At 62.8% G+C, this 13272-nt stretch carries 13 protein-coding genes; 10 read left to right on the top strand and 3 right to left on the bottom strand.

Annotation, left to right across the window (positions count from 1 at the left end; translation table 11 throughout):
- Positions 1-4: 4 nt before the first annotated feature.
- Positions 5-2674, bottom strand: coding sequence for an aconitate hydratase AcnA (acnA, locus tag RUH75_RS05665; protein WP_313803046.1), 2670 nt, complete (start codon positions 2672-2674; stop codon positions 5-7).
- A gap of 391 nt (positions 2675-3065) precedes the next feature.
- On the opposite strand from acnA, the gene RUH75_RS05660 reads away from it, so the two are divergent.
- On the top strand, positions 3066-3332 hold the full coding sequence (locus RUH75_RS05660) for a hypothetical protein (RefSeq protein WP_313803044.1): 267 nt from the start codon (positions 3066-3068) through the stop codon (positions 3330-3332).
- A gap of 21 nt (positions 3333-3353) precedes the next feature.
- Here the strand turns inward: RUH75_RS05660 and RUH75_RS05655 are convergent, their stop codons facing one another.
- Complete coding sequence (locus RUH75_RS05655) at positions 3354-3569, bottom strand: DUF5818 domain-containing protein (protein ID WP_313803042.1); 216 nt, start codon at positions 3567-3569, stop codon at positions 3354-3356.
- 5 nt (positions 3570-3574) lie between these two features.
- A complete protein-coding gene (locus RUH75_RS05650) occupies positions 3575-3760 on the bottom strand; it encodes a DUF1328 domain-containing protein (protein WP_313803040.1) in 186 nt (61 codons plus the stop codon).
- Between the two features lie 266 nt (positions 3761-4026).
- Between RUH75_RS05650 and RUH75_RS05645 the strand changes: the two genes are divergently transcribed.
- From RUH75_RS05645 to RUH75_RS05605, 9 genes are all read left to right on the top strand, one after another.
- Positions 4027-4770, top strand: a complete 744-nt coding sequence (locus RUH75_RS05645) for a DUF4198 domain-containing protein (RefSeq protein ID WP_313803038.1) — start codon at positions 4027-4029, stop codon at positions 4768-4770.
- Between the two features lie 34 nt (positions 4771-4804).
- Positions 4805-5185 (top strand): hypothetical protein, encoded by a 381-nt coding sequence (locus RUH75_RS05640; protein WP_313803036.1) that lies wholly within the window; start codon positions 4805-4807, stop codon positions 5183-5185.
- A gap of 9 nt (positions 5186-5194) precedes the next feature.
- Positions 5195-5923, top strand: coding sequence for a HupE/UreJ family protein (locus RUH75_RS05635; protein ID WP_409592325.1), 729 nt, complete (start codon positions 5195-5197; stop codon positions 5921-5923).
- Between the two features lies 1 nt (position 5924).
- Positions 5925-6539, top strand: a complete 615-nt coding sequence (locus tag RUH75_RS05630) for a hypothetical protein (RefSeq protein WP_313803034.1) — start codon at positions 5925-5927, stop codon at positions 6537-6539.
- Between the two features lie 29 nt (positions 6540-6568).
- Positions 6569-7780, top strand: a complete 1212-nt coding sequence (locus RUH75_RS05625; protein WP_313803032.1) for a heparan-alpha-glucosaminide N-acetyltransferase domain-containing protein — start codon at positions 6569-6571, stop codon at positions 7778-7780.
- A 334-nt stretch (positions 7781-8114) separates the two neighbouring features.
- Positions 8115-10250, top strand: coding sequence for a TonB-dependent siderophore receptor (locus RUH75_RS05620; protein WP_313803030.1), 2136 nt, complete (start codon positions 8115-8117; stop codon positions 10248-10250).
- A gap of 99 nt (positions 10251-10349) precedes the next feature.
- Complete coding sequence (locus tag RUH75_RS05615; RefSeq protein ID WP_313803028.1) at positions 10350-11396, top strand: PepSY-associated TM helix domain-containing protein; 1047 nt, start codon at positions 10350-10352, stop codon at positions 11394-11396.
- Positions 11393-12319: a glyoxylate/hydroxypyruvate reductase A gene (locus tag RUH75_RS05610; protein ID WP_313803026.1), complete on the top strand. Its 927-nt coding sequence runs from the start codon at positions 11393-11395 to the stop codon at positions 12317-12319. Before RUH75_RS05615 ends, RUH75_RS05610 begins: the two co-directional genes overlap by 4 nt.
- 277 nt (positions 12320-12596) lie before the next feature.
- On the top strand, positions 12597-13265 hold the full coding sequence (locus tag RUH75_RS05605; RefSeq protein WP_313803024.1) for a haloacid dehalogenase type II: 669 nt from the start codon (positions 12597-12599) through the stop codon (positions 13263-13265).
- The last annotated feature ends 7 nt before the right edge of the window (positions 13266-13272 follow it).

Genomic DNA, 13272 nt, shown 5'->3' with positions numbered 1-13272 from the left:
CCGATCAGGCGGCGAGCTTGCGCAGAACGTACTGGAGGATGCCGCCGTTCAGGAAATAATCCAGTTCGTTGATGGTATCGATCCGGCACAGCGCGGTGAAGGTGAAGGTCGAGCCATCGGCGCGCTTCACGATCACATCCACATCCTGACGGGGCTTCAGGCCCGCGACATTCTGGATGGTGAAGGTTTCGTCGCCCGTCAGGCCCAGCGTGTCCTTGTTCTCGCCATCCTTGAACTGAAGCGGCAGCACGCCCATGCCGACCAGGTTCGAGCGGTGGATGCGCTCGAAGCTTTCGACGATGACCGAGCGGACGCCCAGCAGGTTGGTGCCCTTCGCCGCCCAGTCGCGCGACGAACCGGTGCCATATTCCTTGCCGCCGATGACGACCAGCGCGGTGCCGTCCGCCTTGTGCTTCATCGCCGCGTCGTAGATCGGCATGACTTCGCCTTCATAGCGGGTCATGCCGCCTTCGATACCGTCCAGCATCAGGTTCTTGATGCGGATGTTGGCGAAGGTGCCGCGCATCATGACTTCATGATGGCCACGGCGCGCGCCGTAGCTGTTGTAATCGGCCTGAGCGACCTGATGCTCGCTCAGCCACTTGCCCGCCGGGCTGCTGGCCTTGATCGAGCCAGCCGGCGAGATGTGGTCGGTGGTGATCGAGTCACCGAAGATCGCCAGCGGCTTCGCCTCGACAATGTCGGTGACCGGCGCCGGGGTCATGGACAGACCCTCGAAGTAAGGCGGGTTGGCGACATAGGTCGAACCGGCACGCCACTTGTAGGTGTCCGAACCGGTAACGTCGATCGCCTGCCAGTGGGCATCGCCCTTGTAGACGTCGGCATAGCGCGCCTGGAACATCGGGCGGTCCATGCAGCCCGCCATGGTCGTGGCGACTTCGTCATTGGTCGGCCAGATGTCCTTCAGGAACACGTCCTGACCATCCTTGCCCTGACCGATCGGGGTGGTGATGAAGTCCTCGATCACCGTGCCCTTGAGCGCATAGGCGACGACCAGCGGCGGCGAGGCGAGGAAGTTGGCGCGCACGTCAGGCGACACGCGGCCTTCGAAGTTGCGATTGCCCGAGATCACGGCGGCGGCGACGAGGCCGTTTTCGTTGATCGCCTTGCTGATCGGCTCGGCCAGCGGGCCGGAGTTGCCGATGCAGGTGGTGCAGCCATAGCCGACCAGGTTGAAGCCGACGGCATCCAGGTGCGACTGGAGCCCGGCCTTTTCCAGATAGTCGGTGACGACCTGCGAGCCGGGCGCGAGCGAGGTCTTGACCCAGGGCTTGGGCTTCAGGCCCAGTTCGTTCGCCTTCTTGGCGACCAGACCCGCCGCGACCAGGACGCCGGGGTTCGACGTGTTGGTGCAGCTGGTGATCGCGGCGATGGTGACGTCGCCGTCGCCAATGTCGAAATCCTTGCCCTCGACCGGAACGCGCTGCTGCGCCTTCTTGTAGACGTTCGCCATGTCGGCGTTGAACACATCATCGACTTCCGGCAGCGCGACGCGGTCCTGCGGGCGCTTGGGCCCTGCAAGGCTGGGGACGACGGTGGCGAGGTCCAGTTCCAGCGTGTCGGTGAAGACGAGGTCGGCGTTCGGGTCGATCCAGAAGCCCTGCTCCTTGGCATAGGCCTCGACCAGCGCGATATTCTCTTCGGTACGGCCGGTCAGGCGCATGTAATCCAGCGTCTTGTCATCAATGCCGAAGAAGCCGCAGGTCGCGCCATATTCCGGCGCCATGTTGGCGAGCGTCGCGCGGTCGGCCAGCGACAGCGAAGCGAGGCCGGGGCCGAAATATTCAACGAAACGGCCGACGACGCCCTTCTTGCGCAGCATGGCGGTGCAGGTGAGGACGAGATCGGTGGCGGTCACGCCTTCCTTCAGTTCGCCGGTCAGCTTGAAGCCGACGACTTCGGGGATGAGCATGGAGACGGGCTGGCCCAGCATCGCGGCCTCTGCCTCGATGCCGCCCACGCCCCAGCCCAGAACGCCCAGGCCGTTGATCATGGTGGTGTGGCTGTCGGTGCCGACGCAGGTGTCGGGATAGGCGACGGTGACGCCGTCAGGGCCTTCGCTCGACCACACGGCCTGCGCGATATTCTCCAGGTTCACCTGATGGCAGATGCCGGTGCCCGGGGGCACGGCGTAGAAATTGGCAAGGCTCTTGCTGCCCCACTTCAGGAAGTCGTAGCGCTCCATATTGCGCTGATATTCGATTTCCACATTCTGCTCGAACGCCTTGGGCGTGCCGAATTCGTCGACCATGACCGAGTGGTCGATGACGAGGTGGACGGGAACCTGCGGGTTGATCTTTGCGGCATCGGCGCCCAGCGCGGTCATCGCGTCGCGCATGGCGGCCAGATCGACCACGCAGGGCACGCCGGTGAAGTCCTGCATCAGCACGCGGGCGGGGCGATACTGGATCTCGCGCTCGGCCTTGCCCTTGTCATTCTGCCAGTCGATGATCGCCTTGACGTCCTCGGTCGTGACGGTCACGCCGTCCTCGAAGCGGAGCAGGTTTTCCAGCAGCACCTTCATCGAGAAGGGCAGGCGCGAAACGTCGCCCAGCTTGGCGGCGGCCTTCTTCAGCGAATAATAGGCAATGTCCTTGCCGCCGACCTTCAAAATGTCGCGCGTGCCGAGTGTGTCCTGTCCGATGGCGGTCATGAGTCGTGCGTCTCCTCGCAGTTGCCCCGGCCGGGAGCAGGCAGGATGACGCAGTTCCACCAGTACCGGACGGCAAGTGGCGGGATGCGCCCTAGCCCGTGGCCGAAGCAGGTATGTCCCGATGCGCGCCGCCATAGCGCCTGCGCGCCCCAAGTCAAATGCGAAGGCGCGAAAATGGGACGCTTCCTCGAATCTTTCTTGTAGACGCGGTGATGACGCGCAGGATACATTGGGTTGCAGCCGCGTTCTGAAGCAAGGAGCGGGCTCCACAGAGATGAAAACGGGTCGCTCGCTCTGACGTTCGTCGTTGCATCAATGCTGATGTAAAGCTCGGGGGTATTTCCGATTTTTGCGTCGATGCCGAGAATATATGTCTGAGGAGGAAGAGACGATGCGCCCAGTGTCCAGCCTCGCGACCGGCAAGTCTTTTGACCCGGCCATAAGGGGTTACATTATTCACTATCATCCGGGGGAAGCCAATCATTGCCCCAGTTGCGGCCGCAGCCAGTGGATGGTCGGCCGGCTGATGGCGGAGTGCGCCTATTGCGAAACCGCGCTGCCGCTGGAGAATAATCGGGGATTCGGGGCCTGCGCCCGTTTTGTCACCGCGCATGACGTCATGCCGTCCTACGATCCCCGCGACTCGTTCAATCCCTGAACAGAAGAGGGCCGCAGCCCATCAGGCGGCGGCCACCCCTTCGACCTCCACTATGCCGTCCCCGGCATAATATCCCTGCACCCGCACCCGCTTTTCGACATGGTCGACAGGCACGCGCAGCAATATCAGCCGAAAACTGCCGCCAAGGTCGCGCTGGAGCAGGAAACCGGCCTGGTCCCGGACGAGCCGACCTGTTTCGTCCACTCCAGCGCCAATTTCGGTCCCAAATTCAGTCATGGTGTTCAGTCTATCGCCTTCTTGATCCCCTTGCCAGCCAGCAGGCCAAGGACGAGGAAGATCACGAACAGCGCGATCGCCAGCACGAACAGGAATTTGGCGATGCCGACAAAGGCGCCTGCCGCGCCGCCAAAGCCCAATATGGCCAGCACGGCAGCGATCACGAGCGAGATGATGGCCAGACGGATCATGCGACACTCCTTCTGTTGAAAGACCTGTGCTTTCCAACGGATGGTGGGACGGCGGGTTCCGGCAAGCCCCATTTCTGCGAAGTTGCGACCTGTTGTTCCTGCCATTGTCGGCATGGGGAGGATTTGGATGAGCGCGCGATGATCTATTTGCGTCGCTCATTTGAAATAATCTGCTTCGCGCATGGCGCAATTCGGCATCAAACGGCTGGCCGCTATCATAGCCTGCGTCTTCAAGAGGACATTTTGACCTATTGGAGGCCTGCCCCATGAAATTCACCCGTTTGATGAGCGCGACCCTGGCAGCAGGCATCACCATGGCCGCCGCCGCGCCGCTGAGCGCGCACGGCATCTGGTTCGCGCAGCGCGCCCGGCAGCTTGCGCTGATCTACGGCGTTGGCGCGGACGATCTGGACGCGGTGAAGCGCCTGCCGCTGATCAAGACGGTCACCGGCTATGACAGCGACTGGGCGCCGGTCAATACGTCGCTGCGCGCGGCGGGCGCGATCCCGGTGGTCGATAGCGACGAGCCGCTGGCCGCCGTCGCCGCGATCATGGACTATGGCTATTGGAGCAAGACGCCTGACGGCGAATGGCACAATAAGGGCCGCGACGAAGTGCCCAACGCCACGCTGGCCGAGCATAATTTCAAATATGCCGTCCACCTGACCCAAATTCCGACCAAGCCGGTGCCGCTGCTCGAAGGCCATACGCTTCAGCTGGTTCCCGCCGACCTCGCCATCCCCCAGAAGATGGGCGAGCCGATGAAGGTGCGTGTCTATTACAAGGGCAAGCCCATCGCTGGCGCGACCGTGATGCAGGATTATGTCAACGATCCCGACGAAGCCGCGCCCGCCAAGACCGGTCCGGACGGCACCGCGACGATCAAGCTGCGCAACCAGGGCATCAACGTGCTGATGGCGATCTATGTCGGGCAGACGACCGACAAGAAGGTCGATCATGAGGAATATCGCGCTTCGCTGTCCTTCGTCCTGCCGCATCTGCCGGAATGAACCTCTCCTCCGTCCCGATCCTGGAGTCTGCATCATGAAATTTGACCTCTTCCGCGCCGGCCTCGCCGCTCTTGCCCTTGCCGCCCTGCCCGCCACCGCCTTCGCCCATGGCAGCATGAAGCCGCAGCATGGCGGCATCGTCCAGATGTCCGGCGAAACGCTGATCGAGTTGGTGAGCGGTCCCAAGGGCACCGACGTCTATCTGAGCGAAGAGGATGAGCCGGTCGCGGCAACAGACTACACCGCCAAGCTGACCCAGACGCTGGCAGGCAAGAAGAGCGAAGCAGCGCTGAAGCCCGCTGGCGGCAACAAGCTGTCGGCGCCGGGCTTCAAGGCGGCGAAGGGCGCCAAGGTCGTCGTCGCCCTTACCGACAAGGGCGGCGCGAAGATTTTCGCGACCTTCCAGACCAAATAAGAGGCCGATATGACCAGCGCGACCCTTTCCCCGCTTCCCAGCCCCACGATGCGGCGGATCGCGCTGCTGGTTCTGGGACTGGTCCTTGCGTTCATGAGTTCGACGCTCTGGGCGCATGGCGTCAATGAAAACGACAAGGCGTTCATAGAAGGGGCCTCGGGCGTCAACATCATCCCGTACATGTATCTGGGCGCCAAGCATATGGTCACGGGCTACGATCATCTGCTGTTCCTCGCCGGGGTCATCTTCTTCCTCTATCGCCTCAAGGATGTCGGCGCCTATGTGACGCTGTTCGCCATCGGGCACAGCACCACGCTGCTGCTGGGCGTCATCTTCGACATCCGCGCCAATCCCTTCATCATCGACGCCATCATCGGCCTGTCGGTGGTGTACAAGGCGATCGACAATCTCGACGGGTTCCGCACCTGGCTGGGCTTTTCGCCCAATCCCAAGGCGGCGGTGCTGATCTTCGGCTTCTTCCACGGCTTTGGCCTGGCCACCAAATTGCAGGAGCTGACGCTGGCGAAGGACGGGATGATCCCCAACCTCATCAGCTTCAACATCGGCGTGGAAATGGGCCAGTTCATGGCGCTGACCATCATCCTGCTGCTCATGAACCTGTGGCGCATGAGCGACAGTTTCCGCCGCAGCGCCATCCTCGCCAATGCCGCGCTGATGACGGCCGGCTTCGTCCTGATCGGCTATCAGCTGGCCGGCTATCTCACCCGGGGTGCCTGACATGAACACGCAGACCATTGCCGCGCTTCCCGCCCGGATTTCCCCCTCCCCCTCCACGCTCGCCAAGGCGACCGGCGGCGCGGCGATCGCCGCCGCCGCGATCCTGACCTTGTTCGTGCTGCCCGCCGAATATGGCATCGACCCGACCGGCGTTGGCACGGCGCTGGGCCTCAACGGCATGGTATCGGGCAAGGCGGAAGCGGCGCCCGTCGCACCGGCGGTCGCACCGGCGGCGGCAGGCGCCATCGCCACGCCGACCAGGGACAGCATCTCCAGGTCCACGCCCTGGCGGCAGGACGAGATGACCATCACCCTGCCCCCGCACAGCGGCCAGGAGGTGAAGGCCCATATGCAGAAGGGCGACAGCTTCATCTTCACATGGAAGTCGAGCGGCCCGATCAAGGCGGAGATGCACGGCGAAGAGCTGAACGCCGCCGACGACGCCTTCACCGATTATTGGAAGGAGCTGGAGATCAGCGGCGGCCAGGGCGATTTCACCGCGCCCTTTGGCGGCATCCATGGCTGGTATTTCCGCAACAAGGGCGAGACGCCCGTCACGGTCACGGTGAAGACCGTCGGCTTCTACAAGGATCTCTACCAGCCAAAGGCTGAGTGAGTGTATAAGGCATAGCAAGGACAGGTGCCATGAGCAGTATCGCGGGCCAAGCGCCCCCCATCGGCCTTCGGGCCGCCTCCCCCCCCATGGACGCCGCAAAGGCGCGCACCCGGCTGATCGCCATCGATGCGCTGCGCGGGCTGGTCATGCTGTTCATGCTGGTCGACCATGTGCGCGAGACATGGTTCCTGCATTTGCAGGTGACCGATCCGGTCGATGCCAGCACGACCGATCCGGGGCTGTTCTTCACCCGCCTGCTCTCAACCTTCTGCGCGCCGACCTTCGTTGCGTTGACGGGGCTTTCCGCCTGGCTCTACGGCCAGTCGCATACAAAGGCCCAGGTGTCGGAATTCCTGTTCAAGCGCGGCCTGTTCCTGATCTTCCTGGAATTCACCGTCGTCGGCTATGCTTGGCCGACGCAGGCGCCCGCATTCCCGCCGACGGCGATCTGGTTGCAGGTGATCTGGGCCATCGGCATCAGCATGATCTGCCTTGCCGCGCTGCTTCATCTGCCGCGTCCGGCGCAGTTCGCCCTGGGTCTGGCCATCGTCTGCCTGCACAATCTGCTCGATCCGATCCGGCTGACGGCGGATTCCCCCTATTATGTGCCGTGGGCGATCATCCACCAGCGCTCGCTGATCGACTTCGGCGGCATTGCGGTCAAGACCACCTATCCGATCCTGCCGTGGATCGGCGTCATCCTGCTCGGCTTTGCCTGTGGGCCGTGGTTCGCGCGAGGAAGCGATCCGGAGCGGCGCATCAGGCGCCTGACCATGCTGGGCCTTGGCCTCGTCATCGGCTTCGTCGTGATCCGCACCCTCAATTTCTATGGCGACAAGCCCTGGTTCGTTGGCGAAACGCCGCTGCGCACGGTGATGAGCTTCCTGGCGCTCACCAAATATCCGCCGTCGCTGCTGTTCCTGATGCCGACCGTCGGCGCCGGCTGCCTGCTGCTGGCGTTGTTCGAGACTTTTCAGGACAGCAAGGCCATGCCGCACCTCGCCCTGCTGGGCGGCGCGCCGATGTTCTATTATGTGCTGCACCTCTACACGCTGAAGGTGATCTATAATATCGCGCTGGTCCTTTATGGCCCGACCAAGGGTACGGTTTTCGGCGTCGACCATCTGCGCTGGGTGTGGATATGGGTCTTCATCCTGATCCCGGTCCTCTATTTCCCCACCCGCTGGTTCGCGCAGCTGAAACAGCGGCGGAAGGATATATGGTGGCTTAAATATCTCTGATCCCGAGTGCCTGCGGGTTCCTGGCCGCCTTCCCACCCGGAAGGCGGCCTTTTTCATGGGATTTTACGGCTGCGAAACGCTCTTTCCGGCTCCGGTGAATCCTGCCGTCCAGAACCCCTTTTCACAATTTTTCACCGTGCAGGGTGCCAAGTTTGACGTAATATTTCTGCAATGCAGACATAGCCTGATTTCAACAAGAGGCGACAAAACGCCCCGTGGACCGGCCCCGGAACAAAGGATCCGAAGAATGTCCGACTGGAGAGAATATAAGACAGGCCGGCTCACCCCGTTTCGCAGGACAAGTGGGAACAGCGATTTCATAAGGGGTAAGAATATGCGCAATTTTTCGGCTTTTCGTCTGGCCTTGACTGCCAGCGCCGCCGCCATCGCCTTCGCACCGGGTGTGCAGGCCCAGACAGCAGAACCTACCGCGGGCGTCGGCGAAATCGTCGTCACAGCCATGAAGCGCCAATATTTCGGCGACACGCCCGTCAAGGAAATCCCGCAAGCGGTGCAGTTCCTGGAAGGCAAGCTGCTCGACGACCTCAACATCACCCGTCTCGACACCGCGCTGGAACTGGCGAGCGGCGTTTCGAAGCAGAATAATTTCGGCGGCCTGTGGGACAGCTTCGCCATTCGCGGCTTTGCCGGGGACGAGAATTTCCCGAGCGGTTTCCTGGTCAACGGCTTCAACGGCGGCCGTGGTTATGGCGGCCCGCGCGATGCGTCGAATGTCGAGCGGATCGAAGTGCTGAAGGGGCCGAACTCGGCGCTGTTCGGGCGCGGCGAGCCGGGCGGCACGATCAACATCGTCACCAAGAAGCCTGTGCTGGAAAAGACCTTCGGCAGCTTCGGCATCGCGGGCGGCAGCTGGAACACCTATCGGGTCGAGGGCGATTTCAACCTGCCGCTGAACGACATGTTCGCGGTGCGCCTGAACGGCGCGGTCGAGGATGCCGACAGCTTCCGCGACACGGTGCACACCCGCAAATATATGCTGACCCCCTCCTTCCTGGCCAAATTCTCGGACAGGGACCTGTTCACCTATGAACTGGAATATGTGAACCAGGAAGTGCCGTTCGATCGTGGCGTGGTGGCGGTGCCTACTGCGGTCGGTGGCGTCGTGACCGGCTATCAGTTGGGCCTGATCCCGCAGTCGCGCTTCTTGGGCAAGCCCAATGACGGCCCGATCAAGATCGAGGTGCTGGGCCATCAGGCGCAATATCAGCATGATTTTAGCGACGACTGGACGCTGATGCTGGGCGCGGGGTACAAGCATACGACGTTCGAAGGCTATTCCAGCGATCCCGAACTTGCTTTGGGTCGCCAGCGACTGGACGATGACGGCCGCACCCTGTCCCGCCAGCGCCGTTTCCGCGACTATAGCACCACCCACATGGTGTTCCGCGGCGAAATCAGCGGCAAGCTGGAAACTGGGTCGATCGTCCACAATATCCGCATCGGCGGAGACTGGGACAAGTTCAAGATCAACACCTTCCAGACCCGCTATCGTCCTACCCTAGCCGACCAGTCCTATTCGATCGACATCTTCAACCCGAATTACACCATCCCGGCGCCGACGCCCACAACGGTCATCCAGAATGCAAGGGAAATCCAGAAGGCCTGGGGCATCTATGCCCAGGACCAGATCGAGATCACCGAGCAGTTCAAGGTGCGCTTCGGCGGCCGCTATGACGATTTCAGCCAGAATATCGACAACCGCATCGGCGTTACCAAGCCCGCAGCCTACACCAAGTTCAGCCCGATGGCGGGGCTGGTGTTCGAACCGACGCGCAGCCTGTCCTTCTATGCCAGCTATGGCAAGGGGTTCCGGCCGAACAGCGGCGTGGACGCAGCCAACAACCCCTTCGCTCCGGAAATCAGCAAGAGCTATGAAGTCGGCGCGAAGTTCGTGACGCCGGACGGCCGGATCAACAGCACGCTCTCGCTCTACAAGATGGAGAAGAGCAACGTCCTGACCGCCGACCTTCTGACCGGCCTGTCCACGGCTGTCGGCTCGGCCAAGAGCAAGGGCGTGGAATTCGACCTCAACGCCAAGCTGCCGGCCGGGTTCGAATTGTTCCTGACCTATGCCTATACCGATGCGGGCTGGGCGGATGACTATCCGCTCGCCGGGGTGAGCAAGAACGATCCGCTGATCAATATCCCCAAGCATCAGGGCAATGCGCTGCTGTTCAACAACTTCTCGATCGGCGGGCACGACGCCATGCTGGGCGCGGGCGTGTCTTATGTCGGACGACGGCTGGGCCAAACGGCGGCGGATTTCTATTTGCCGAAATATACGCTGGTCAAACTGCTGGGGTCGATCACGGTGGCTGAAGGCATCAAGCTGTCAGCAGACGTCAACAACCTGTTTGACAAGAAATATTATGCCAGCTCCTATTCGGCGCTGTGGATTCAGCCGGGTGCGCCGCGCCAATATACGGTCCGCGCGACGTTCGACTTCTGATGCTCCGACATTCGGGCCTTTGAGGCTCGACCGGCCGCCGGCGACCCAACCCTCCAAGCCTGAGGGTCGCCGGCGGCTTTTGCGTTGAGGAGAATGGGCATGAACCGGGCGCGATGGCTTCGCCTCCACAAATATGTCGGCCTTGCCATGGCGACGCTGTTGCTGGTGCAGGCGGCGACGGGCATGCTGCTGCTCTATCGCGGGCCGGTGGCGCGCTGGATCGATCCGGCGGGGTTGGCGAGCCATGGCACGGCGCCCGCCATTTCGGCCGGGACGGCAGTGGCCGGGGCGGAACGGGCGCTGCCGGGCTATGCAGTCGCGCGCCTCTTCGCGCCCGATGCGGACGGGGCGACCTATATCGCCGAACTGTCCGAAGCGCATGGGGCCAAACGCTATGCGTCGGTCGATCCGGCGGGCGGCGCCGTGCTGCGCGCGGGGCCGATCTGGGCCTTTCCGGTAGAGGCGGCGCTTCAGCTTCATTACCGGCTGATGGCGGGCAAGGCGGGCATGGCGATCGTGCTGCTCAATGCCCTGGCCTTGCTGGCGATGGCGGCGACTGGCCTTGCCTATTGGTGGCCCAGAAAGGGACCGGTCACGAAACAGCTTTCCATCCGCTGGAATCTCGCTTTCCGGCTGGTGCTGCGGCAGTTGCATCGAACCACGGGCGTGGTGGCGTCGGCCCTGTTTGGCTTCATGGCGGTGACGGGATTGCTGCTGGTGGTGCCGGAACTGATCGAGGCCGACGCCCCTGCCCGATCGCAGCCGGCGTCGAGCGCGGCGATCGACCGGGCGCTCGCGCTGACCCAGAGCGCTTTTCCGGACAGCGCGCTGCGCGATTTCCGCCTCACCGACGAGCGGCTGATCGCCAATTTCCATGCGCCGGAGCGCAATCCGCGCGCCGTGCATCGCGCCATCGCGACGCTGGCCGACCCGCATATCATAAGCGCGACTCGGGCCGAGAAGAACGAAGCGCTCTGGATGACGATATTGCCGCTGCATACCGGCAACAGCTTCGGCCCGATCGGGCCGGTTGCGATCATGATCGTCGCGCTGGCGCTGATCGCCCTTTCCATTACCGGACCGCTGATTTGGTGGCAGGCTCGCGCCGTCCGCCGCCGGTCCGCCACAAGAAAGCAGATTGCATGACCCTGCTCTATACCTCTGACCCCGAACGCGGCCGCATCTGGCGGGAGATTTTCGCGGCAGAAGCGCCAGAGATCGCCTTTGTGACGCCGGAAGAGATGCGCGATCCGGCAGCGATCCGCTATCTCGCCGCATGGGACCCGTCGCGCGAATTGCTGGAACGGCTGACCGGCCTTCAGGCGCTATTCTCGGTCGGCGCCGGGATCGACCAGTTCGACATGGGCAAGCTACCCCCGCAAGTCCGGCTGGTGCGCATGATCGAGCCGGGCATTGTCGAGGGCATGGTCGAATATGCCTGCGGCGCGGTGCTGACGCTGCATCGGGGCTTCATCGACTATGGCATCGCGCAGCGCGAACATCGCTGGGCGCCGGTCAAGCTGGTCCCCGCCGCCGCGCGCCGGGTCGGCGTGATGGGGCTGGGGCAATTGGGGCAGGCGGTGCTGAACGCGCTGCGACCCTTCGGCTTCACGCTTTCGGGATGGAGCCGGTCGCGGCATGAGGTTGAGGGCGTCACCTGCCATGCGGGCGCGGCGGAGATGGATGCGTTTCTCGGGCGTTGCGATATTCTCATCTGCCTTGTCCCCCTGACCGCGGAGACGCGCGGCATTTTGTGCCGGGACACGCTGTCGAAACTGCCGCGCGGCGCCGCGCTCATCAATGTCGGTCGGGGCGGGCATCTGGTGGAGCAGGATATGCTGTCCCTGCTTGATGAAGGGCATCTTTCCGCCGCGATTCTGGACGTGACCGAGCCGGAGCCGTTGCCGCCAACGCACCCCTTCTGGGATCATCCCCGCATCATGCTGACCCCGCACGTTGCCAGCATGACGCGGGCGGACAGCGCCGCGCGGGCATTGATCGCGAATATCCGGCGGCTTGAGGCGGGCGAAGCGATGATGGGCGAAGTCAGCAGGCAGCGGGGTTATTAACCCCCCTCACTACCGTCATTCCCGCGCAGGCGGGAATGACGGAAAAAGGGGGCAGCGTTGGCGATATTATCTGCCGCCTTCCAGTCTCACAACCCATCCAAACTGCCCTTCCCCATAGCCGATTGCAGTCCCGATCCCCCCGCGGCAAACTATGCCGAAAGCACCGCATAAAAGGTCCAAATCTGCGTCCCGCCCCGAATCAATCGGAGACATGTTCCGGACAGCCCATGCCGTAATGGCTTCATCAAAGAGATGCCAACCAAGGGGATGCAAACCCATGCCAAACTTCCGGCCCAAATATATCAGCTTCGACTGCTACGGCACGCTGACCCGTTTCCGCATGGTCGAGATGGCGACCGAGTTCATGGCCGATCGCATCGCGGCGGAAAATCTTCCCGCCTTCTGCCAGGATTGGTCCGCCTATCGCTTCGACGAGGTGATGGGCGCCTGGAAACCCTATCAGGAGATCATCCGCAATTCGGTGCGCCGCACCTGCAAGAAGTGGGGCGTCGAATATCGCGAGGCCGACGCCGACGCAGTCTACAATGCCGTGCCGACCTGGGGCCCGCATGACGACGTGCCGGGCGGCCTTTCCAAGATTGGCGACAAGATTCCGCTCGTCATCCTGTCCAACGCGATGAACGACCAGATCCACCATAATGTCGCCCTGCTCGGCGCGCCCTTCCATGCCGTCTATACCGCGCAGATGGCGCAGGCCTACAAGCCCCGCATGCAGGCGTTCGAATATATGTTCGACCAGCTCGGCGCGAAGCCCGAAGAGATGATGCACGTCTCCTCCAGCTTCCGTTACGACCAGAACACCGCGACCGACCTGCATTTCGGCTGCCGCGTGTTCGTGGGTCGCGGGCATGAGCCGTCCAACGCCTTCTATCGCGACGTCGAAATCCCGCATATCGGCGCGCTGCCGGCGGTCGTGGGCCTCTGATCCCAGC

The organism is Sphingobium sp., assembly GCF_032153725.1.
Classification (GTDB): Bacteria; Pseudomonadota; Alphaproteobacteria; order Sphingomonadales; family Sphingomonadaceae; genus Sphingobium.
Note: the sequence above shows the minus strand (reverse complement) of the source record. Positions and strands in the feature narration are given on the sequence as shown.